Here is a 24,244-nt window from a genome sequence, read left to right as displayed (position 1 = left end):
TTGTCAAACAATTATTGTTCCTGTTCGTTACTTAAATACTTTCCTATATGTTCAATTGCTTTTGTCTCATCGTTTCCCTCTGCAACTACATTAACTTTTCCGCCTGCAGGAACACCTAAAGTCATCATTCCCATAATGCTCTTGGCATTCACCTTTTTGTTTTTCACCTCCACATATACGCTGCTGTCATACTGACTGGCAATCTGAATAAATAATGCAATGGTGCTTGGATCTAATCCCGAAGGGATCTTAATCTCCATCTCTTTTGAAATCATATTAACCTCCTGTTTTGCTATAAATGAATTTTATCTTAGTATTTTCAGACTTACTAAAGCAAATACTGAAAAAAATTACAAATACCCTTTTTCCCGAATATCCTGAGCTATCTGACTCAGCTTTCTTAATCTGTGATTTACACCTGATTTACCTACCGGAGAATTTAACTTTTCACCAAGTTCTTTCAATGTCGCATCCGGCTCTTCTAATCTTGCATACGCAATATCTCGAAGATTCTCTGATAATCGTTCTAAACCAACTGTATTTTTTATATATTCAATATCTTCAATCTGTTTTCTCGCCGCGGAAACGGTCTTATTTATGTTTGCTGCTTCGCAGTTTACTCTTCGATTCACTGAGTTACGTACATCTTTAAGAATACGTACATTTTCAAACTTCATCAAAGAGATATGTGCTTCTATTATATTCAATGCGTCCGAAATCATAGCACCTTCTTTAAGATATACTACATAGTATTTCTTCCGCAATACAATCTTCGCTTCCAATCCAAAAAATTCAAATAATTCTCTTAATTGCTCTGCTTTCTCTTTTGAAACACAGGCAATCTCAAAATGATAATTCTTTTCCGGGTCTGTAATGGAACCAGCAGAAAGAAATGCTCCCCGCAAAAAAGCTCTGCGGCAGCAGGTTCTCTGCAGCACTGGATTATCTTTTACAAAAAATTCTTCATCCATCTGACCCAGATTATTTATAAGCTGTACTGTCTTTAAAATCTTCAATGCCTGAGCAGAATCTTTGATCGAGATCATGTAAAAGCGATTCTTTTTTAAGTAGTCATGCTGTGTAGTGGAAACTTCCGGCTGAAAATGAAAAACTTCTTTAATCAGGGAATAAAATCTTCTGGCTACCGCTACATTTTCTGTGTGAAGAATCAGCGAATATCTTCCCTCTTCACACTGCAATCTTCCACATAAACCAATGATCGCAGCAAGTTCTGCAATCTTGCAATGAATTTCATGACCGTCCACATGAGAAAGTTCTTCTTTTACTTCAGAAGAAAATGACATATTCTATCTCCTTCCATTCGTTACTTTCCTTTTGTCCGGGCATCTTTTTCAATATCCCTGTGTTCCATACGAACAGTATATGGAAGCTTCTTTAATCTTGCATGCAATCCATTCGTTATGGTAACAGACCGATGCTTTCCACCTGTACATCCAATACCGATCACAAGGCTGTTCTTTCCCTCGTCAAGATAACGCGGAATAAGAAACTGCATTAAATCTTCCAGCTTATCAAGAAATCTTCTTCCATCTCCATTCTTCATGACATATTCCTGAATAGAACGATCATTCCCTGTGAGTGGACGTAATGCCTGCTCATAATAAGGATTCGGAAGGAAGCGGACATCAAATACAAGATCTGCATCAGACGGTATTCCATATTTAAAACCAAAAGAAAGTACAGTAATAATAAAGTTACCGTAACTTTCCGTTCCGACAAAAATTTTCTCCACTTCCTGACGTAATTCTCTAGTAAGAAGAGTTGTCGTATCGATAATATAATCCGCACTATCCCGAATAAAGGAAATCATCTCCCTTTCTCTTGCAATGCCTGTTTCTATGCGGTCTTCTTTTGCAAGAGGATGTGTCCTTCTTGTTTCCTTATATCTTTTAACAAGTGTCTCATCATCTGCATCCAGAAATAAGATTTCATATTCAATACCAAGTTCACACAATGTATCTAGCTGACTGTTCAGCTTCGAAAGCTGTTCTCCGTTACGGATATCTACTCCAACGGCAACTTTATCTACTTCTGTCTGCCTGTCAGACGCAATCTCCCCGAAATTCGGAAGCAATGCTACTGGCAGATTATCTACACAAAAGAACCCAAAATCTTCAAGAACCTTCAGTGCAGTACTCTTTCCGGCACCTGACATACCGGAAACTATTACAAATCTCACTCTCTCACCTCTGTATCCGCAAATCCGATAAAACGGACTTCCGGCTGCATCATAACATTAAACTGTTTCATTACTTTTTTCTGTACCTGCTTGATCAGAAAAACTACTTCTTCTGCTGTGGCACCTCCACGATTGATTACAAAACCACTGTGCTTTTCAGATACCTGTGCACCGCCTACGGTATATCCCTTTAATCCGGCATCCTGAATCAACTTTCCAGCAAAATATCCTTCCGGTCTTTTAAAAGTGCTTCCCGCACTCGGAAATTCCAGAGGCTGCTTCTCCCTTCTGGCTTTGGCCAGTTCATCCATTCTTCCCCGGATCTGATCTGCATCTCCTTTTTCAAATGCAAAACGTGCAGATACTACAACATAGTTTTTCTCAAAAATACAACTGTGGCGGTAAGATAATTCTAATTCTTCAGCCGTCAAAGTAAGGAACTCTCCATCCTGCGTTAACACCTGCGCATCAAGAAGAACATCCTTTATCTCTCCACCGTATGCTCCCGCATTCATAGCGACAGCTCCACCTGTGGTTCCCGGGATTCCCGCTGCAAATTCAAAACCGGTAAGTCCGGCATTCCATGCAGCTCTCGCAGTCCTGCTAAGGAGTGCTCCTGCCTGTACTTCTATTACTGTATCCTGCACAGAAATCTCCTGGAAGTTCTTTCCTATCTGGATGATCATTCCCCGAAAACCTTCATCGGATACCAACAGGTTACTACCGTTACCCATAACAAAAAAAGGAACCCCTGCTTCTTTGGCACAAAAAATCGCATTCTTGATTTCTTCCTTTGTTGCCGGCTGAACAAAAACGTCTGCCGGACCGCCAATAGAAAAACTCGTATGCCTGCTCATCGGCTCCTGCTCTGTAACTGTTCCTGATTTAATCTGTTCTCTCAAACTCTGAAGGAATTCCTTATTCATAATATCTCCTATATCTCCTATCTAAAACATATATGACAACGATATAGTTGCATCCAATATTTAGATACATACTATATGATACTCTAAAATGTGTGGAAGTACAATGTGGAAAAAACACAAAATAAAAGGGAGCTTTTCTTCTCCCTTTAGATAAAACGCCAAAAAAATCTAACATTTTTGCCATCTTTCAGAACATTTACTGGACAAAAAAGTTCTATATACAATTTTGCCCAGAATTTTCTAAACAAAAAAATTACTCGTCCTTCTCTGTTTCTGTATTGTTAGAAAGACTTCCTGTTACGCGGTTGTACAGTTCCTGTGCCGCATTATATCCCATCTTCTTTGCTCGATAATTAATTGCTGCAGACTCAACGATAACCGCCAGATTACGGCCCGGACGAATTGGAATCGAATAGCAGACAACTTTGTTGCCAAGGAACTCGATATATTCTTCATCTAAACCAAGTCTGTCATAATTCGCTTCTCTGTTCCAGTCTTCCAGACGGATCACCATATCAATTGTCTGGTTATACATTACGCTCTCCACACCAAACAGTGTCTTCACATCAACAATACCAATACCGCGGAGTTCAATAAAATGTCTTGTAATATCCGGTGAAGTTCCAAGTAGAGTATCATCACTGATCTTACGGATCTCAACAACATCATCTGATACAAGACGATGACCACGATGGATCAGTTCAAGGGCTGCCTCACTCTTTCCGATTCCGCTCTCACCCATAATGAGTACACCTTCACCATATACATCAACTAAAACACCATGAATAGAAATACGTGGAGCGAGTTCCTCACTCAGCCAACGTACAGAATTCGCAATAAAGTCTGATGTCGTCATCTCTGTTGTAAAAATCGGAACACCGTTTTTCTCTGCTGTATCAAGCATCTGTGGTATTGGCTCTAAGCCACGACAAAATACAAGACATGGAATATTAAAACTGAAAATCTTCTCACACAGCTGGGTGATGGATTCTTCTGGAATCTGCTTTATATATGCTGCCTCAACATTACCGATAACCTGTATTCTCTCTGAATCAAAATGTTCAAAAAAACCTGCAAGCTGTAATGCAAGACGATTAACGCCTGACTGTTCGATCATAATATTGTCTGTATCAATATCCGGTAACAGGCTTTTTAAGTTCATCTTTTTTACAAATTCTGTAAGTTTTACTTTGTACATAATCTCCTCCGTATCATTCCTGATATACTCCCGGAGTCTTTTTGTACAGTAAAGGCACCGGGAATACATCCCTTTTTTCACAATGTTAGTATCTACACTCGTATGTCTACTATACCACATCCCCATTTTTTTTAGAAGTAGCCGTATGAAAAAAGCGATAAATTTCTTCTGCTGTTTTTTCAGTAATTCCATCTGCCTTACAAAGCTCTTCTACTGAAGCCTCTTTGATTTTTCCTATATCTTTAAAATACTTCATAAGACTCTTCCTTCTCGCCGGACCGATTCCCTTGATATCATCGAGAACGGAATGTACCTGTTCTTTGCCGCGAAGAGCTTTATGATACGTAATAGCAAAACGATGTGCCTCATCCTGAAGACGGGTTACCATGCGGAACGCTTCAGAATTCTTTGGAAAATCAATAATCTCATTCTGATAATAAAGACCTCTTGTCCGATGGAAATCATCCTTTACCATGCCACAGACCGGAATGTTTAACCCCATTTTTTCAAGAACTTTTACTGCAATATTTACCTGTCCTTTTCCTCCATCCATCATGAGAATATCAGGGAAACGGGTAAAACTTCCAAGCGACATATCCTGCCCTTTTTCTTCTCGTTCTTTTTGCTCTCTGATACCATGAGAAAATCTTCTCTCTAACGCTTCCTCCATACAGCGGTAATCATCCGGTCCCGCTACTGTCCGTATTTTAAACTTCCGGTAATCACTTCTTTTTGCTTTGCCTTTTTCAAAAACAACCATAGATGCGACATTCTCATAACCATTTGTATTAGAAATATCGAATGCTTCCATACGATTTAAGTTTTCAATTCCAAGAAGCTGCTCTAATTCATGAACTGCTCCAATCGTCCGATGCTCTTCTCTTTTCAGTTTTTCGCTATCCTGAATCAGCACGTTCTGTGCATTTTTTCTGGCAAGTTCCATCATCTGATGCTTACTTCCTCTTTTCGGCATCGCAAAGTTTACCTTTGACCCTCTCTTATCTGAAAGCCATTTTTCAAGAATTTCTTTATCCAGAACATCTTCTTGCGTTAATATTTCTTTTGGGATAAATGGTGTTCCAACATAAAACTGTTTAATAAAATCCGTTAAAATCTCCTGTTTTTCGCTATCCCCAATTCCTGTCATATGGAAATGATCCCTGCCAAGGAGCTTTCCGCTTCGGATAAAAAATATTGCCACAACCGCTTCGTCTCCTGTTTTAGCAAGTGCGATAATGTCTCTGTCATCCCCACCGGTATCATTAATCTTTTGTTTTTCCCCGATTCGCTTTACATTTTCAATCAGATCGCGGTACTCTGCTGCCTGTTCAAATTCCAGTTCTGCTGCCGCTTTCTTCATTTTATCTTCCAGATTATTTATGATTTCTTTTTCATCGCCATTTAAAAACTTTAGGGCTTTATCCACATATTTCCGATACTCTTCTCTTGAAATATAATTTTGACATGGTGCATCACACTGATTTATCTGATGATAAAGACAGGGCCGGCCCTTCCCTATCTCTTTAGGCAAAGACCGGCTACAACTCCGTATTTTGTATACTTTTCTCATTAGTTCAATTGTATCTTTCACCGCCCCCGCACTTGTATACGGACCGAAATATTTCGATTTATCTCTCTTTACCTGTCGGCAAAATAAAATTCTTGGATAATCTTCCTGCACCGTAACACGAATGTATGGATAACTTTTATCATCTTTCAACATCGTGTTATAATGCGGGCGGTGTTCTTTAATCAGATTGCATTCCAAAACCAGAGCCTCTAACTCCGAGTCTGTAATGATATATTCAAAATAAGCAATATGAGAAACCATGTGCTGGATTTTTACACTCTTATTATAACTGCTCTGAAAATACTGACGCACACGATTTTTAAGAATTCGTGCTTTGCCAACATAGATAATTTCATCCTTGGCATTATGCATCAGATAAACTCCTGGCTTTGCCGGAAGTTTTTTCAGTTCTTCCTGAATATCAAACATAATTTACTCTTCCTGTTTTACTTCCTCACTGTCTTTCTTTTCGGTAACTTTCTGTGCATCCTGACTTTCCGCATCTTTTAATGAAGATTCTTCTGATACCGTTTCTACTTCGGATAACTCTGTTTTCTCCTTATCCTCTTCAACACTTTCCGGTTCATCTTTCTTTAAAGATTTATTGTAAATTTCCATAAATTCTTTACCGGTAATTGTCTCTCTTTCGATCAGGAATTCTGCGATCTCATCCATAACTTCTCTGTGATCTTCAATAATCTTCTTCGCCTTATCGTATGCCACTTTGAGCATTTCTTTTACTTCTTCATCGATGAGTGCACCTGTTGCATCGGAACAGTTCATTACCGCCCGTCCGTCAAGATAACGATTCTGAATGGATTCCAGACCCATAAGACCAAACTTCTCAGACATACCGTACTGTGTCACCATCGCTCTTGCAATCTGTGTTGCTCTTTCGATATCATTAGAAGCTCCTGTTGTAACAGAATGGAATACAACTTCCTCTGCTGCACGCCCTCCAAAAAGTGTTACAAGTTCTCCAAGCATCTGCTCTTTGCTCATAAGGTACTTTTCTTCTTCCGGAACCTGCATCGTATAACCAAGCGCTCCCATTGTTCTTGGAACAATCGTAATCTTTTGAACCGGTTCTGTATTCTTCTGTACAGCGATTGCCATCGCATGCCCCACCTCGTGGTAAGCAACGATTTTCTTTTCTTCTTCGCCAAGAATACGATCCTTCTTTTCTTTACCTGCAATAACTACTTCCACAGCTTCTAAAAGATCTTTCTGAGATACCGCTTCCCTGCCGGCTTTTACTGCCGCAAGCGCTGCCTCATTAATCATATTTGCAAGATCGGAACCAACCGCTCCTGAAGTTGCCAGAGCAATCTCATCAAAGTTCACTGTCTCATCCATCTTAACATTCTTTGCATGTACCTTTAATGTCTCAACACGTCCCTTAAGATCCGGTCGTTCTACAATAACTCGCCGGTCAAAACGTCCCGGTCGAAGAAGTGCTTTATCCAGTACTTCCGGTCGGTTTGTCGCTGCTAAAATAACAAGACCCTTTGAAGAATCAAAGCCATCCATCTCTGCAAGTAAAGCATTCAGCGTCTGTTCACGTTCATCGTTACCGCCACCGTAACGGCTGTCACGACTCTTACCGATTGCATCAATCTCATCGATAAAAATAATACATGGTGCCATGGACTGTGCCTGTTTAAACAGATCACGAACCCTGGAAGCACCAACACCAACGAACATCTCTACAAAGTCTGAACCACTTAATGAAAAAAATGGTACATTTGCTTCTCCGGCTACTGCCTTTGCCAGTAAAGTTTTACCTGTTCCCGGAGGTCCTACTAATAATGCTCCCTTTGGCAATCTTGCACCAATTTCAATATATTTACCTGGATTATGGAGGAAGTCTACCATTTCAGTAAGGCTTTCCTTTGCCTCATCCTGACCGGCAACATCTGCAAAAGTAACCCCTGTCTTTTTCTCGACATATACTTTGGCATTACTCTTTCCTACGCTGCCCATCATACCGCCGCCTTTGCCGATTCCACGCATAACGAAATACATCATTCCATAAATCAGCACAAACGGAAGTACATAACTAACCATAACAGAAAGAATCGCATTCGATCCACTGCTGTCCTGCTGTTCATAAGAGCTGATCTTATTCTGATCTTCTGCTTCTTTTAAACGATTGACGAGCAATGCATCATTCATTGAAACCGTATAATACGTTGTCTTCATTAATGGATTCTGCTGTGTTTTCGGTTCAATATAAATCTTGCGATCTGCGACCTGTACTTTTTTAATCTCTCCCTTATCCAGCATCGTAAGGAACTTACTATACGAAATCTTCTTCTGGGAGCCGTTTTTATAACGGCTCATCACAGAAGTAAAGAGAGCAGTAATTCCAAGACAAACGACCAGCAGGATAATCGCAGATTTTATGTTCTTCTTTTTGTTTGGATTATCGTTTTGATTATTTTTATTGTCCATTTACGCCTCCATGACGTTTTATAATTTCTTTAATACCTCAATGGCATCTTTCATATAATTATTTTCAACGTACTCAATCTTTCCTGCATCACAGGCTGCAGCAAGTGTTGGATCCATTGGAATCTTAGCCAGAACAGGAACTGCATACTCTGCTGCAATTTCATCGATATGGCTTTCTCCAAATACCTTGATCTTCTTGCCACAGTCAGGACACTCTACATAACTCATATTCTCTACTAAACCAAGAATAGGAACATTCATCATTCTTGCCATGTTAACAGCCTTCTCTACGATCATTCCAACTAATTCCTGTGGAGATGATACGATAACGATACCATCTAAAGGAACAGACTGGAAAATAGTCAGTGGAACATCACCGGTTCCTGGAGGCATATCGATAAACATATAATCAACGTTATGCCATAATGTTTCTCCCCAGAACTGCTTGATCACACCGCCAAGTACCGGACCTCTCCAGATAACAGGATCTGTTTCGTTCGCAAGCATCAGGTTCACAGATACAATATCAATTCCGCAAGTTGTTGTTGCTGGCAGAATCAGTCCATCTGCATTACCTACAAGATTTATGGAAAGTCCAAAAGCCTTTGGAATAGATGGACCTGTAATATCTCCGTCTAATATAGCTGTCTTAAATCCTTCTCTCATAGAAGCTGCTGCAAGAAGAGAAGTTACCATAGACTTACCTACACCACCTTTACCGGATACAACACCGATAACCTTCTTAACAGAACTTCCCTGACTTAGCTTTACAAGAAAATCTTCCGGTTTCATCTCTCTTTCTGCACAATTTTCTCCACAGCTGCTGCAATCATGTGTACACTCACTCATAGTATTTACCTCTCATTTACTTAAATTTTTAATAAAATTTTACCCCTGTTTTACTTGTTCATCTGTTCCAAAATTTCTTTGACATTCTTCTGAATATCTCCCTCAAATACAGCAGAACCACATACAAATATATTGGCGCCACATTCTGCGATTTCCGCTATATTAGAAGCTTTCACTCCACCATCAACCTGAATATCAACATCAAGATTCTTCTCGGTGATCATCTGACGAAGTGCTCTGACCTTTTCTCCACAGTAAGGGATATATTTCTGTCCCCCAAATCCAGGATTCACAGTCATCACCAATACCATGTCAAGCTCCGGCAGAACATACTCAATTGCAGAAAGCGGAGTAGCAGGATTAACAGCTACAGCTGCCTTCTTTCCACAATCCTTAATCTGATGCACAACTCTGTCAAGATGTGTACAGGTTTCCGCATGTACTGTAATAATATCTGCGCCTGCTTTCGCAAAGTCTTCAATATATCTTCCGGGATCCTCTATCATCAAATGTGCATCAAAAATAGCATCTGTCAATGGACGAAGTGCCTTGATTACAGGATTTCCAAAAGAAATCTGTGGAACATACATTCCGTCCATAACATCGATATGCACGTATTCTGCTCCAGCATCAATTGCAGCCAGAACATCCCTGCCTAAATTGGCAAAATCCGCAGATAAAATAGACGGTGCTAATATCTTCTTCATTGGTACCTCCTTAATTTTTAAAAATTTTATCAGTATCCTCTGACACTTTATAATTTAAAATAACTGTCCAGAATTCAAAATCAAACATATCTATATGATCTATATGACTCTGTGTAGTTACATTTTAAATGACGAGACAAAGTCTCACAGTATATCTTAACATAATCATCAAATACTGCAAGCTGAAAATATGAAAAAACCTTGAAAAAAGCTTGAAAATTTGCAATCCTTCTTCCTCCTATGCTACAATTCAGTCATAAGTCACCCGTTCGACTTCGATTAAAAAATCATACTTGTAATTATTTTAACCGCGAAAGGAGTTTATCATGCGTTTTTTTGATCCAACAAACACTTATGCAGAAAGAAACTGTATACAAAACCACAAAAAAGATTTACTGGCTTTGGGGACACGTGCTTTTGTCATTACCGGCCACAGTTCTTCTAAAAAAAATGGTTCATTAGATGATGTCATTGCTGTTTTAGAAGAGGCCTCCGTTCCGTATAAAGTTTTTAATGAAATCGAGGAAAATCCATCCGTTGAAACTGTCGTAAAAGCTGCAGAAATCGGCAAAGAATTTAAAGCAGATTTCGTTATCGGTATCGGTGGAGGTTCCCCACTAGATGCATCGAAAGCAATCGCTTTGTTAATTGCTAATCCGGAAGAAAGCGGAGACTGCTTCTATGTCGAAAAAGATTTAAAAGCTCTTCCGATCGCTGCTGTTCCGACAACCTGCGGTACGGGTTCTGAAATTACACCAGCTGCTGTTCTGACCCGCCACGATACACAGACAAAGAAAAGTATTTCCTACAAACTTTTTCCTGATCTTGCACTCGTTGACGGTAAATATTTACTTTCCGCAAGTAAAAATCTTTTAATCAATACATGTGTAGATGCACTTGCACATGCAGTTGAAAGTCGTGTAAATATTCAGACCAACATATATAATCAAATGTTTTCAAACTACGCTTTAAAGCTCTGGGGAGAAATCATTCCTTTCCTTCGTTCAGAGGATGAACTTACAGAGGAACTTGCCGATAAGCTGATGCTTACCTCCACAATTGCAGGAATGGCAATTGCGCAGACCGGAACTTCTATTCCTCATGCATTAAGCTATGATGTAACATATCATAATGGAGTGGCACATGGAAAAGCCTGCGGTATTTTCCTTGCTGCTTATCTTCGCATATATGCAAAGCACAAACCAGAAGATGTTGACGTAATCCTTTCCCTCTTAGGATTTGAAACACTCGATGACTTTGCTGCCTTCCTGAAAGAAATTTTAGGTATTGTAACTCTTACAGAAAAAGAAGTTTTATTTTACGTTGAGCGTATGATGGAAAACACATCAAAACTTGCAACATGTCCTTTTGAATTAACAAGGGAGGATATCGAGAAGATTTATCGAGAATCTATCGTGGTTGAATAAAAACAGACGAAAAACCCCGTATATCCAAGAAGAAATTTTGTGACTTTGCGTTGTGGAATTCTGACTGTAACCTTGCGAGCTCGTTTTCGAGCAAGGTTGTTTTATCAGGCAGAATGGAACGTTTAACGCAACGGAACAAAATTCCTTCTTAGATATACGGGGTTCTTCGTCTGTCTACCAAGTTCTACTCAGCTTTATATTATCGTCCTAAAATCTGAGCGATCTCAAACTCATACTGGTCAACATCTTTAGCCATTCCGAGTGCATCTTCAATATCGTAATCGATATACTGACCGTTACGGTATCCTACTACTCGGTTTGTTGCACCACTGCAAAGAAGATCTACTGCTAAAGCTCCCATGTAAGAAGCATATACTCTGTCTTTTGCAGTTGGGTTTCCACCTCTTTGCATATGACCAAGGATACTTGCTCTTGTCTCTACACCAGTTGCCTGTTCAATTCTCTTAGCCATTCCGTAAGAATGTCCAACACCTTCTGCGTTGATGATTAGGTGATGTTTCTTACCAAGTGCTTTCTTCTCAAGAATACTTTCAATTAACTCATTCTCAAGCTTTGGTCTATTACCATCGAAACGTTCTGGGATTAAGATATCCTCAGCACCGGAAGCGATACCACACCATAATGCGATATAACCAGCGTTTCTTCCCATTACCTCGATGATCGAACATCTTTCATGAGATGTAGATGAGTCACGAATCTTATCAATTGCCTGCATCGCTGTGTTCACTGCAGTATCGAAACCGATTGTATATTCTGTACATGCAATATCTAAGTCAATTGTTCCAGGAAGAGCTACTGTGTTAATTCCCTGTGCAGATAACTTCTGTGCTCCACGAAAAGATCCGTCACCACCGATAACAACAAGTCCGTCAATGTTATGACTTCTTAAAATCTCTGCTGCCTTTTCCTGATACTCTAACTGTTTAAATTCTTCACATCTTGCAGTAAATAAAGCTGTACCACCACGTGAAATGATATCACATGTGAATTCTTTCTTCATGTCAAAAATCTCATCGTTTAACAGTCCGCTGTAACCACGATAAATTCCTTTTACATCAATACCTCTTGCCCATGCGGTTCTGGCTACTGCTCTTAATGCGGCATTCATGCCCGGAGCATCTCCACCACTTGTTAAAATTCCAATTGTCTGAACTGCGCTAGTCTTGTTCATCTAACGTTACCTCCATTTCATAATTCCCTAAGTATACTCCCTAACGATTACATATATTATCTCTTTTTTTCAGATTTTTCAATACTCTTCTCGCGAACCTTTACATTTTTTTCACCAAAAAGTGATTTTAACTCGCTAAATACGTCATTTTTTGCGGAAATATTTTCGTATGATGGAAGTCTTTTTATTGCCTTTTCTTTTTTGGAAAAAATAACAATTTCATCTTTTCCAGGATGTTTTCTGATAATTCCATATAGTTTTTGTTGTTTTTCTGTGAATTCTTCAATATTCTCTGTCTGAATCCAGACTTCCTTCGGAATCTGTTCAATCGGAACAATATATTCTGCGATCAGCTTTCCGCTTTCTTCAGAAACAGAGGCTCTTCCTTTCACATAAATACCCTGATCTTCAATAAGATATGGCTTTACATTTTGATATATCGTCGGGAAGACAATAATCTCTACGGTACCGTATAAATCTTCAAGCATGACAAAAGCCATATTCTGATTATTTTTTGTAAGCTTTGCAGTGACGTTACTGATAAGACCACCAACAACATAATGCTGTCCATCCCTCACGACTGCACGTCCACTTTCTTCATCTGGCTCAAAATCTGTTGATTTCGCTGTTGTCTGTTTTTCAAGAGAATCCATATATTTCTGTAATGGATGCCCACTTACATAAATACCAAGAACTTCTTTTTCCAGCGCAAGTTTTTGTGCATCATCATACTCTCCGACATCAGGATATTGCATCTCATATTCTTTTTTTTCTTCTTCCGAGAAAAAGTCAAATAATGACATCTGTCCACTGATTGATTCTTTCCGTTCCCGATTTACCTCCTCAAGCACGACCGGATACACGAGCATCTGCTGCTTTCTTGTTTTTCCAAAACTGTCTAACGCTCCGGACTTAATAAGATTTTCGATCGTACGTTTATTAATTTCTTTGGAAGTGAGTCTTTCCATAAAATCTTTCAAATCTTTATATTTTCCGTTTTCATTTCTTTCCTGCGTCATTACATCGATGACGCTTTTTCCAAGACTTTTAATCGCTGCAAGCCCATATCGAATCGAATCGCCGGCAACAGAAAATCCTGCTTCCCCTTCGTTGATGTCCGGTGGCAGGATGGAAATTCCCATCACACGACAGGTATTAATATATTCTGTGATTTTCTTTGGGTTCGTAATAACAGAAGTAAGCAATGCCGCCATAAATTCTACCGGATAGTAACAGCGCAGCCATGCTGTCTGGTAAGAAACAACTGCATAGGCAGCCGCATGTGATTTATTAAATGCATATTTGGCAAAATCAATCATTTCATCAAAAATCTTATTTGCTGTTTCTTCCGGAATTCCTCGCCGGATGCACCCTTCGACGCCTTCTTCCTCATTACCGTAAACAAAGTTCTGACGTTCCCTTGCCATGACTTCACCCTTTTTTTTGGACATTGCTCGGCGCACAAGATCGCTTCGTCCAAGCGTGTATCCGGCAAGGCGCATTACAATCTGCATAACCTGTTCCTGATAAACGATACAGCCGTAAGTCGGTGCAAGGATTTCTTCCAATTCCGGACAGGTATATTGAATAGAATCCTGATTCTGCTTTCCCTTGATATACTTTGGAATAAAATCCATCGGACCCGGACGATACAAAGAAATACCGGCAATTACATCTTCCAGATTTGTCGGTTTTAATTCTTTCATGAAAGACTTCATTCCTGCACTTTCTAACTGGAACACACCCTCCGTCTTTCCCTGCCCGATCATCTCATATACTTTAGCATCATCATAATCAATTGTATCAATGCTAAAATCCTGCCCCAGCTTCTGTCCGATCATCCGGGCAGCATCCTGAATAACCGTTAAGGTACGTAAGCCTAAGAAGTCCATTTTCAGAAGACCTAACTCCTCAATCGTTGTCATCGTAAACTGTGTTGTTATGACATTATCTGCTCCTCTTGACAACGGAACAAATTCATCCAAAGGCTTAGAACCGATTACCACTCCTGCTGCATGAATCGATGTATGCCGCGGCAATCCTTCTAAACGCATTGACATATCAACAAGATTTTTTACTACCTCATCACTCTCATATGCCTGCCTTAATTCCGGATTAGATTTCAATGCTTTTTCAATCGTAATACCAAGTTCCATCGGTATCATCTTAGCAACATTATCTACCTGTGCATAAGGAATATCCAGTACACGACCAACATCACGCACTGCCATACGTGCAGCCATCGTACCAAAAGTTACAATCTGTACTACTTTATCTTTTCCGTATTTTTCATAAACATAATCAATAACTTCCTGTCTTCTCTCGTAGCAAAAATCGATATCAATATCCGGCATAGATACACGCTCCGGATTTAAAAAACGCTCAAAAATAAGCTGATATCTGATTGGATCGATATTCGTAATTTCAAGGCAGTAAGAAACAATACTTCCCGCCGCACTTCCACGTCCTGGTCCAACAGCAATCCCCTGACTTTTTGCAAAACGTATAAAATCCCATACAATTAGAAAATAATCAACATATCCCATATTTCTGATCGTACTAAGCTCATAGGAAAGTCTTTCCTGTAACTCTTTCGGCGGCGGATCCCCATATCTTTTCACCAGTCCTGTCTCACAAAGCTCCTTTAAGTAAGAAAATGCATCATATCCTTCCGGAACATCAAACTTTGGTACCTTTTGTTCGCCAAAAACAATTTCCACATTACATCGCTCGGCAATCTTATGAGTATTATCCATCGCTTCCCTGGCATACGGAAACACTTTCTGCATTTCTTCTTCGGATTTCAGATAATATTGCCCACCTTCGTAACGCATTCGGTCTTTGTCCGAAACCTTTTTTCCGGTCTGTATACAAAGAAGCAGATCATGTGGAATCGCATCCTCTTCTCTGATATAATGCACATCATTTGTGACAACCATCGGAATCCCCAGTTCTTTTGAAAGCCGTATAAGACTGGTATTTACCTGCGTCTGTTCACGAATACCATGATCTTGCAGCTCAAGGAAAAAATTATTCTCTCCAAAAATATCACGCATTTTTCTGACAGCGGCTCTTGCCCCATCAAAATCCTCTTTTAAAATCCTATTCGGAATCTCTCCTGCAAGGCAGGCACTCAATGCAATAATACCTTCATGATATTTCTCCAGCACTTCATAGTCTACCCTCGGTTTATAATAATATCCCTCAGTAAATCCTCTGGTTACGATCTTCATCAGATTCTTATAGCCCTGATTATTCTCTGCAAGCAAAACAAGATGATAATATCTGTCCTCTCCTCTTGCCTGTTCTCTATCAAATCTCGAACCCGGTGCCACATAAATCTCACATCCAAGTATCGGTTTTATCCCTACTTCTTTTGCTTTTTTATAAAAATCAATCACACCATACATGACTCCATGATCTGTAATAGCGATGCTATCCATTCCAAGTTCTTTTGCTCTTGGCAAAAGCTCTTTAATCTTACTAGATCCATCCAACAGACTGTATTCCGTATGCACATGTAAATGTGTAAATGCCATAGGTGTCTCTTCCTCCTCTTACAACATTTCGACAAATGCTGTCATTCTCGTATTGAGCTGTCCAATATCCTCCTGTGAATAATCGGTCTCCACATGAATATACGGAACGCCCTTTCCTTTTACAAACTTTTCAATACTCTTTGCCTCCACATTATATGTGTGGCATGCCTGCAATGTCATTTCCACAACACCATCAATCTGATATTCTTCTATTAATCTTCCGATCAATTCATAACGATTCTTATTCGGTGTCATAACAGAACAGCCAATCTGAAGATATCTTTCCGCAATCGCCTCATAAATATCCTCTGCTGATTCATCTATTAAACGGTCAACCGACTTTGTACCGCCACAATTTTCATAAGCAACAACAATCGCACCATTCTCCTCAAGCGCTTTAACAACTTTCATAGGTGCTCCGCTGCTTGGGCATCCGGTTAAAAGAATCCTCTTCTTTTTCGGCATTTTTTCGTTCTCTTCATACTCTTTCATAATCTTTTCACGAAGCGCATTGATTTCTTCTGGAACCTTTTCTTTATCAAAACGGAACTGACTTCCATATAATACATTAAACAATTCCTGTCCATTCATCGGTGCCGGGTCATTTTTCATAACTTCATAAAGATTTTTAAGCGCAATTCTATTTTCATTCATCATATGAACTGACTTACGAACGTTCTCCTCTGTAATCACCACTTTGAAAGTCTGCTCCAGATAAGATTTGAACTTAAGAATCTCTTCTTTCCAAAGTTTTAATGCCGTTTCACTCTGACTGTTTGGAAGTTCCATAACGTAAACATTTTTAAACTCTCCCATCAGTTCATACATCTTTTTCTTTCCATCACAGGTCGTCTCCCCAACTACCACATCTGAAAAATAAAAAAATGGACACTTATCTGATACCGCAAAGCCATAACTTGCCTTTACCATAGGACATAAATTTCTTGGCAAATCTTTCTCCGCCACCGGAATCGTCTCATCAGACGTAGAACAAAGTCCTACTGTAACCGCTCCCATAGCCATCGCAATCTCCTGCGGAAAATATGTACAATATGCTCCTATAACCGGAACATTTTTATCCTTAAGCTCCTTCATCGTTAAAAAAGAATTCTTTCTCTGTTCCGCAAAATCTTCAAAAATCTCCGGCAGTGCTTTAATTAATTCCATAATACTTATCCCTTTCTCAATAATTGCAATCTATGCCTTATTATAATAATACTATCAAAAAATAATCCCTGTCAAATTATACATAAGAAGATTTCCACACGATATTTTATCATATTACAGCATCACAATCCATACTTTCAAATTAAGCACCCACGATACTTGATACACGATTCTGAACAGTACCAGCTGAATGAGTTTCTTCATATTATAATGGGTTTTATAATCCCCTATTAAATAATACTCTTTGAATCAGACAGAATCCTTTTCATCCTCTCGCCATTCCTGCATTTATGAAAAGCCACAACAAGAACGATATTTTTATAACAATTTCTCTATATTTTCTTTCTCTTTTTCCTATTTCTTCCTTGAATTTTTGCCAAGTAGTATGTTATACTTTTTTTAGAAAGAAAGAGGTGTTTCAAATGACAGAACGTCAGTCCAAACTCATTAAATTGGTAAATCTTTATCAAAAAATCGAAGTGAGTCGTTTAGCTGAACTTTTAGATGTGTCTCAGGTAACCATCCGTAAAGACCTTGACCATCTTGAAGAAGAGGGACTTTTATCAAGAGAACATGGCTACGCTTTAATTAAGAATGCCAATGATATTAATACTCGTTTAACTATAAATTATGACAAAAAGATCGAGATTGCCACAAAGGCTGCTGAGATGGTTTCCAACGGCGAAACTGTCATGCTAGAATCTGGTTCTACTTGTACTTTACTTGCAGAACAGCTTGCAAAATTAAAAAAGGATATTACCATTATAACAAATTCGGCATACATAGCTATCCGCATTCGTGATCTTCCTATTCGTAAAGTCATTCTTCTTGGTGGTGAATACCAAAAAGAATATCAGGGAATGGTAGGACCACTTGTCCGCAAATGTGCAAAAGAATTCTATGTAGATAAATTCTTTGTAGGTACAGACGGATTCATTCCGGATGCCGGTTTTACCTGCGATGACCTGATGCGTGTAGAAACAATGAAATATATGGAAGGCTCTGCCAATCGTATGATCATTCTTGCAGACTCCAGTAAATTCAGCCAGAAGGGTGTTGTAATTCAGACAACCTTCTCTGAGATTGATACTGTTTGTACCGATGCTGATATTCCAGAAGATGCATTAGAGAACTTAAAGAGACATAATATTAACGTAGAGATTGCGGAATAACTACTAATTCATAGATTTCGTATAGACAAAAAAAAGAAATAATATCCTATCCCATCTGCTCTGTAGTCGCTGTGTTTAAAATGATCGTCCGCATCTTAAACGCGCTCCGAAGCCGCATCTGGGATAGGATATTATTTCTTTTTTTCTGACTATCTAAATCTACAGTTTTATTTTTCTTTCTGCAGCCAGGAAATAGCTTGAGAATGCTTCCCATGCTCTGTCTATTTCAAACTGGGAAGAATCTACACAGTCCTTCTGCCACCTAATTGGACTTGGATTAACACTAGGTGGCGATGATTTTCTCTGTGGTGTTCTGGCTGGAATTATTTTTTCGAATCACCTTAGTGTTGTAATAGTATAACCTTTTCTACAGGCAATTCTACTGTCTCTGGTACTGTTTCTCCAATTTCTTTCCATTCTTTTTTAGTGACTTTCCACCATAGCGGACTCGTACTTTTTCCGCTTTTATTTTCTAAGATAAGATACATCTCAAATGGTGCTTCGGATATGCGTTTCAACTGGCAATCTACCATATTCAACTTTATAGATGTATTATTATCTATGTCTGAAAACTTTACTGGACGGATTTCGTGTGCGCGGATTCCTACATGGGTAAGATTAGACGGAATTTTTATGTATTCTGGAAATGTGAGTTTTATATCCCACTCCGAAGCATAAATTTCCGATTCACTGAGTTTGTCTGCTTTAGAAATATTTTTACAGCCTGTGAGCCTTGCCGCATTGACGGTTCCCGGATTATCGAAAATCTCTTTTGTTTTTCCGACAGTTTCTAAGATTCCCTGATGCATGATTGCTGTGTCAGTACACATCTGATATACTTCATCTCTACTGTGGGATACCATGATAACCCCTTTTTTAAACTGACTAAGATAGGTCATCATTTCCTGCATCAATTTTTCTTTCAAATAGGTATCTAATGCTGAAAAGGGTTCGTCTAATAACAGAAACTTTGGCTCTGCTGCCATCATACGAGCCAGTGCCGCCCTCTGTTGCTGCCCTCCTGAAATACGAACCGGATACGAATTTTCTAATTCTTTTATATGAAACTGTTCCAGAAGGCGTTCTACGATATCTTTTTTTTCCTGTTTTGACTTTCCCGATGCTTCCAGTCCTGCTTCAATATTCTGTCGTACTGTCATATGCGGAAATAGTGCATAATTTTGAAATAGATATCCGACTTTACGTTTTTGTGGTGAAAGATCAATCCCTGCTTTCTTATCAAATAACACTTCACCATCAAGGACAATACTTCCTTCATCGGGTGTTTCTATTCCGGCAATACATTTTAAAGTCATACTCTTCCCACACCCGGAAGAACCAAGAAATCCAACAATTCCTTCCTCCATATCAAAGTCAACCGCTAATTCAAAATCTTTTAACTTCTTTTTTATGTGAACAGATAATGCCATAGTTCTAGCCTTTCTTCTCCATAGAAAAATAATTCATACATATGACTACAATAAAGGAAATACATACAAGAACCGCTACATACTCCCCTGCTTCCTTCATGTTACCTGATGCGACAGCGGAATATACCGCAAGTGGCAGTGTTCTTGTCTTTCTCTTGATATTACCGGCAATCATTGCTGTTGCCCCAAACTCTCCTAATCCTCTGGCAAAGGCGAGTACCGCCCCGGAGATAACTCCTGGCCAGGCAATCGGAAGCTGTACTTTCCAGAAGATCTTCCATTCACTCATTCCAATTGTCCTTCCTGCAGAAAGTACATCTGGATCTACCTGTTCAAAAGCCCCTCTTGCTGCCCGGTACATTAGCGGAAACGAGATAACAACTGCAGCTAAAACAGTTGCTCCCCATGAAAAGGCAACCTTGACAGCAAAATATTCAATAAAAAACTTACCGATTGGTCTTCGCATCCCGAAAATATATAGTAAAAAAAATCCTGCCACTGTTGGCGGAAACACGAGCGGCAGGGTAAATAGCCCATCTAATATTGTTTTCATCGTCTTACTCTTCAGACGGAAAACAAGCTGGGCTGCAGCTACTCCCAGAAAAAATGTAACAATAATACTGAGTGTAGCTGTCCTTAAAGATATAATAATTGGTGATAAATCTATTGTCATATATACCAGCCTGTCTTTTTATTACTTATGATATATTACTTATTACGTGTTACTTATTTATTGTGAATCCTGCTTTTTCTAAAATAGCTTTCGCTTCATCTGTCTGAAGGAAATCTTCAAAAGCTTTCGCTTCGTCTTTATGGGCAGAAGCAGATACGACACCTACTGGATAAACTACCGGTGTCTGCATCATAGAGTCTTCTGCCGTTGCTACTACTTCTACCTCTTTATCATCGCCATTGGTATTCTCGGTCTGTGCATCTGTTGCATATACAATACCTGCATCTGCACTGCCTTCTGCTACCCAGCTTAACACTTCTGTTACACTAGCTCCAAGACTTGCCTTCTTCTCTACTTCATTATAAACACCAAGATTGGTAAGAATTTCTTTTGCGTATTTACCTGCTGGTACACTCTCCGGATCACCAATTGCAATCGTGTCTGCCTTTGTAATATCCTTAAAACTCTTGATTCCCAGCTTAGAATCTTTCGGTGTAATCAGCACAACATCATTCTTTAACAGATCAACTACCGTATCTTTATCGATAAGTTTCTCCTCTGTCAATGTATCCATATTAGATGTTGCTGCGGAAAAGAATACATCGGCATCTAACCCAGATTCAATCTGCTGCTGTAAATCTCCAGAACTTGCATAAGTTCCTTCTACCGTTATTTCTGGATTCTCTTTCTCGAACAACGGAATCAGTTCATTATCAAATGTAGCCTGAAGACTTGCCGCTGCTGCCACAAGAATCTTGCTCTTTCCTCCTTCGGTTGTAACTTCTGTTGTTCCTTCTGATGCTCCCTTATTCGATGCGCCTCCACATCCTGCACAGGATAAAACCATACATACTGCCAAAGCTACAGCACCAATTCTCTTCACGAACTTCATGTTTCTCATAACTCTCTCCTCGTTTTATAATGTTTTGTAACGTTTTGTATTGTTCTTTTGCATTATATTTCATATGCCATATTTTGTCAATAAATATGCAACATGAATCTAACAATTTTTTAGTATTGCTAATAATTTTTAATTTACTAATTCAAGAATGCCCCGAAAGCTGACGCCAGCGAAGAGAGTCTATCATTGGTCACTGAATTAAATCAGAATAAATAATTTTTCCCATATTTTCTACATTATACCCACCAAGTCCGGCTACTTCTTTTTGATATTCAGGAGAACGAATGATTTCTATCATTTTCTGGTAAGGTTTTTTGGTGAAATCTTCTTTACGGATAACCATATCATAACTTTCTTCCTGTATAAAAAGAAAATCTATCCCCGGTACAGACAGACTATGCTTCTCGCTTCCTACCGCCACATCCACATCACCTCTGTTTACTGCCGCAGCCGCTTCTAGATGAGAACTCACTATATCCTGATATCCATTTACTTCCTGTGTAGGAATTCCTGCCTGTCGCAGCTTTTCATCAATAAGAACTCTTACACCACTTCCCGGTTCCCGATTCACGATTGTGATATCTGATCTTTTTAAATCCTCAAAAGACTGGATGTTTTTAGGATTTCCTTTCTGCACATAAAAACCCTGCTTTCTTTTTAAAAGATGTAAAACAACAATGTCGGTTCCCGGTAGCATACTGCTGATGTACGGAATATTGTAACTGTTCGTTTTTCCATGCCATAAATGCGCTGTTGCAACATTCACCTCTCCCTGGTACATTGCGTATAATGCATTATAACTTCCTTTATAAGAACGAAATACATTCTCCCCAATACACTGGTTTAAACGATTCGCTAATAAATCAAGAACCATATCCTGCCCACAGATAATAATCTGATCACACATGCCAGTCTGACCAGAACCCGGATTTGCCATTACATTTTTCTCTGTTCTATTCTGCGCATTCCTTTCAAATTCAACTTTTTCGATATTATTTTTCTGCTCTGAATTTCCCTCTTGATAAACCTTTGCCTGACTTCCATACTGAATATAAAATTCCAGATCTCCCTGACGAATTCTCAGCTGTTTTCCAAGCTTTGAAGCTTTCAAATCTCCACGCTTAATCATATCATACACTGTATTCTTTCTTACCTTTAATATTTCAGCCGCTTCTTTGGCAGTCAGTAACTTTTCACTCATCAATCATATATCCTTTCCTGTACTCTTTATAAGCTTCCTACAAATCGTTCTGTTTCTCACCACCTGAAAGAGGTGGGAGTCTTCTCGACTGAGATAAAATAAATCTCCAAACTGGGTAATTCTATTTTACACCAGTTTGGAGATTCACACAAACTGAGAAAATTCTAGCTTTCTCCAGCCAAAAAACAGCCCACTGAAAGGTCTTCCAAGAAAACAGAACCGTGAAAAATTCCAATATAGAAAATGGACTATCGGAGCAGCAAAAATGCAGCGGAGCATTTTTGCTGCTCCGATAGTCCATTTTCTATATTGGAATTTTTCACGGTTCGTCTGTCTTAATCAACCCTTTCAGTGGGCGTCTCGTTTGCCTGAGCAAACTAGAATTTAAAAATCAAATCCCTCAATTGTTGCGAAGTAATCTTCCGGTGTCTCCGCACGACGGATCATTCTTGTGCTTCCATCTTCCTGTAAAAGAATCTCCGCACTCTTTAAACGTCCATTATAATTATATCCCATCGCAAATCCATGTGCTCCCGTATCATGAAGTACGAGTAAGTCTCCCATATCAATCTTCGGAAGCTTTCTGTCAATTGCGAATTTATCATTGTTCTCACAAAGGGAACCGACAACATCATAAGTATGGTCACATGGTTCATTCTCCTTACCCATAACTGTGATGTGATGATAAGCACCGTACATAGCAGGACGCATAAGGTTCGCTGCGCAGGCATCTACACCGATGTATTCTTTATAAGTATGTTTCTCATGAATTGCTTTTACTACAAGATGTCCGTGTGGCGCAAGCATGAAACGTCCAAGTTCTGTAAAGATCTTTACATCTCCCATTCCTGCAGGAACTAATATCTCTTCGTAAGCTTTACGAACCCCTTCACCGATCGCAAAAATATCGTTTGGCTCTTTATCCGGTGTGTAAGGGATTCCTACCCCGCCTGATAAGTTGATAAATCCGATATGAACACCAAGATTCTCTTTTAACTCTACTGCAAGATTAAATAAAATCGCTGCTAATGCAGGATAGTATTCATTAGATACTGTGTTACTTGCTAAGAAAGAATGGATACCAAATTCCTTTACACCCTCTCTCTTAAGACGCTTAAATGCCTCAAAAATCTGTGGCTTTGTCATTCCATACTTGGCATCTCCTGGGTTATCCATGATGTCTGTTCCAAGAGAGAAATATCCGCCTGGATTGTAACGGCAGCAGATTCTTTCCGGAATACCACAGGCATCCTTTAAGAAATCAATATGTGTAATATCATCTAAGTTAATAATTGCTCCTAACTTCTTTGCAAGGATAAATTCTTCTGCCGGTGTTTCATTAGATGAGAACATAATGGAATTACCATCAGCAAATCCACAACGGTCGCTCATCATTAACTCTGTTAAAGAAGAACAGTCTGTTCCACATCCTTCTTCCTTTAAAATCTTAAGAATTGCAGGAGTAGGTGTTGCTTTCACTGCAAAATACTCTTTAAATCCTTCATTCCATGAAAATGCCTTATATAAATCGCGTGCTGTCTGTCTAATCCCCTTTTCATCGTATAAATGAAATGGTGTAGGATATTTCTCTACGATTTTCTCTAACTGTTCCTTTGTAACAAATGGTTTCTTTTCCAT

General features: G+C 39.2%; 19 protein-coding genes. 2 read left to right on the top strand and 17 right to left on the bottom strand.

What is annotated here, in order from left to right; translation table 11 throughout:
* Positions 1-11 precede the first annotated feature (11 nt).
* The 9 genes from FYJ25_RS06115 to rpe all read right to left on the bottom strand — a co-directional run bounded on the left by FYJ25_RS06115 (position 12) and on the right by rpe (position 9,904).
* Complete coding sequence (locus tag FYJ25_RS06115; protein ID WP_021907404.1) at positions 12-275, bottom strand: HPr family phosphocarrier protein; 264 nt, start codon at positions 273-275, stop codon at positions 12-14.
* Between the two features lie 75 nt (positions 276-350).
* On the bottom strand, positions 351-1,304 hold the full coding sequence (gene whiA, locus FYJ25_RS06110; protein WP_096239062.1) for a DNA-binding protein WhiA: 954 nt from the start codon (positions 1,302-1,304) through the stop codon (positions 351-353).
* 20 nt (positions 1,305-1,324) lie between these two features.
* The gene (gene rapZ / locus FYJ25_RS06105) at positions 1,325-2,200 is read right to left on the bottom strand and encodes an RNase adapter RapZ (RefSeq protein ID WP_021907406.1); all 876 of its coding nucleotides are present in this window, start codon (positions 2,198-2,200) and stop codon (positions 1,325-1,327) included.
* Complete coding sequence (gene murB / locus FYJ25_RS06100; RefSeq protein ID WP_154580795.1) at positions 2,197-3,126, bottom strand: UDP-N-acetylmuramate dehydrogenase; 930 nt, start codon at positions 3,124-3,126, stop codon at positions 2,197-2,199. The genes rapZ and murB overlap by 4 nt, the downstream gene beginning before the upstream one ends.
* A 253-nt stretch (positions 3,127-3,379) precedes the next feature.
* Positions 3,380-4,324 (bottom strand): HPr(Ser) kinase/phosphatase, encoded by a 945-nt coding sequence (gene hprK, locus FYJ25_RS06095; protein ID WP_154580794.1) that lies wholly within the window; start codon positions 4,322-4,324, stop codon positions 3,380-3,382.
* Between the two features lie 109 nt (positions 4,325-4,433).
* A complete protein-coding gene (uvrC, locus tag FYJ25_RS06090; protein ID WP_147607751.1) occupies positions 4,434-6,323 on the bottom strand; it encodes an excinuclease ABC subunit UvrC in 1,890 nt (629 codons plus the stop codon).
* Between the two features lie 3 nt (positions 6,324-6,326).
* Positions 6,327-8,348, bottom strand: coding sequence for an ATP-dependent zinc metalloprotease FtsH (gene ftsH, locus FYJ25_RS06085; protein WP_021907410.1), 2,022 nt, complete (start codon positions 8,346-8,348; stop codon positions 6,327-6,329).
* 18 nt (positions 8,349-8,366) lie between these two features.
* On the bottom strand, positions 8,367-9,197 hold the full coding sequence (locus FYJ25_RS06080) for an Mrp/NBP35 family ATP-binding protein (RefSeq protein WP_154580793.1): 831 nt from the start codon (positions 9,195-9,197) through the stop codon (positions 8,367-8,369).
* A 50-nt stretch (positions 9,198-9,247) separates the two neighbouring features.
* Positions 9,248-9,904, bottom strand: a complete 657-nt coding sequence (gene rpe, locus FYJ25_RS06075; protein WP_096239057.1) for a ribulose-phosphate 3-epimerase — start codon at positions 9,902-9,904, stop codon at positions 9,248-9,250.
* A gap of 326 nt (positions 9,905-10,230) precedes the next feature.
* On the opposite strand from rpe, the gene FYJ25_RS06070 reads away from it, so the two are divergent.
* A complete protein-coding gene (locus FYJ25_RS06070) occupies positions 10,231-11,331 on the top strand; it encodes an iron-containing alcohol dehydrogenase family protein (protein ID WP_147607753.1) in 1,101 nt (366 codons plus the stop codon).
* A 199-nt stretch (positions 11,332-11,530) separates the two neighbouring features.
* On the opposite strand, the gene pfkA is transcribed toward FYJ25_RS06070, so the two are convergent.
* Genes pfkA through FYJ25_RS06055 form a run of 3 tightly spaced genes read right to left on the bottom strand, consistent with a single transcriptional unit; the run spans position 11,531 to position 17,229 of the window.
* Positions 11,531-12,523, bottom strand: coding sequence for a 6-phosphofructokinase (gene pfkA, locus FYJ25_RS06065; RefSeq protein WP_154580792.1), 993 nt, complete (start codon positions 12,521-12,523; stop codon positions 11,531-11,533).
* A gap of 56 nt (positions 12,524-12,579) precedes the next feature.
* Positions 12,580-16,062, bottom strand: a complete 3,483-nt coding sequence (locus FYJ25_RS06060) for a DNA polymerase III subunit alpha (protein WP_154580791.1) — start codon at positions 16,060-16,062, stop codon at positions 12,580-12,582.
* 18 nt (positions 16,063-16,080) lie between these two features.
* On the bottom strand, positions 16,081-17,229 hold the full coding sequence (locus FYJ25_RS06055; RefSeq protein WP_154580790.1) for a double-cubane-cluster-containing anaerobic reductase: 1,149 nt from the start codon (positions 17,227-17,229) through the stop codon (positions 16,081-16,083).
* 422 nt (positions 17,230-17,651) lie between these two features.
* Here FYJ25_RS06055 and FYJ25_RS06050 point away from each other — a divergent pair, with 422 nt between their 5' ends.
* The gene (locus tag FYJ25_RS06050; RefSeq protein WP_021907416.1) at positions 17,652-18,401 is read left to right on the top strand and encodes a DeoR/GlpR family DNA-binding transcription regulator; all 750 of its coding nucleotides are present in this window, start codon (positions 17,652-17,654) and stop codon (positions 18,399-18,401) included.
* Positions 18,402-18,742: 341 nt separating this feature from the next.
* Here the strand turns inward: FYJ25_RS06050 and FYJ25_RS06045 are convergent, their stop codons facing one another.
* The 5 genes from FYJ25_RS06045 to FYJ25_RS06025 all read right to left on the bottom strand — a co-directional run bounded on the left by FYJ25_RS06045 (position 18,743) and on the right by FYJ25_RS06025 (position 24,244).
* Positions 18,743-19,831, bottom strand: coding sequence for a sulfate/molybdate ABC transporter ATP-binding protein (locus FYJ25_RS06045; protein WP_096239052.1), 1,089 nt, complete (start codon positions 19,829-19,831; stop codon positions 18,743-18,745).
* Positions 19,832-19,835: 4 nt separating this feature from the next.
* Positions 19,836-20,498, bottom strand: a complete 663-nt coding sequence (gene modB / locus FYJ25_RS06040) for a molybdate ABC transporter permease subunit (RefSeq protein WP_334296208.1) — start codon at positions 20,496-20,498, stop codon at positions 19,836-19,838.
* 55 nt (positions 20,499-20,553) lie between these two features.
* Positions 20,554-21,405: a molybdate ABC transporter substrate-binding protein gene (gene modA / locus FYJ25_RS06035; protein WP_154580788.1), complete on the bottom strand. Its 852-nt coding sequence runs from the start codon at positions 21,403-21,405 to the stop codon at positions 20,554-20,556.
* Positions 21,406-21,595: 190 nt separating this feature from the next.
* On the bottom strand, positions 21,596-22,606 hold the full coding sequence (locus FYJ25_RS06030; RefSeq protein WP_242970645.1) for a helix-turn-helix transcriptional regulator: 1,011 nt from the start codon (positions 22,604-22,606) through the stop codon (positions 21,596-21,598).
* 384 nt (positions 22,607-22,990) lie between these two features.
* Positions 22,991-24,244, bottom strand: coding sequence for a diaminopimelate decarboxylase (locus FYJ25_RS06025; RefSeq protein ID WP_096239049.1), 1,254 nt, complete (start codon positions 24,242-24,244; stop codon positions 22,991-22,993).

It is taken from the genome of Anaerobutyricum soehngenii (assembly GCF_009697165.1).
GTDB lineage: Bacteria > Bacillota > Clostridia > Lachnospirales > Lachnospiraceae > Anaerobutyricum > Anaerobutyricum soehngenii.
Note: the sequence above shows the minus strand (reverse complement) of the source record. Positions and strands in the feature narration are given on the sequence as shown.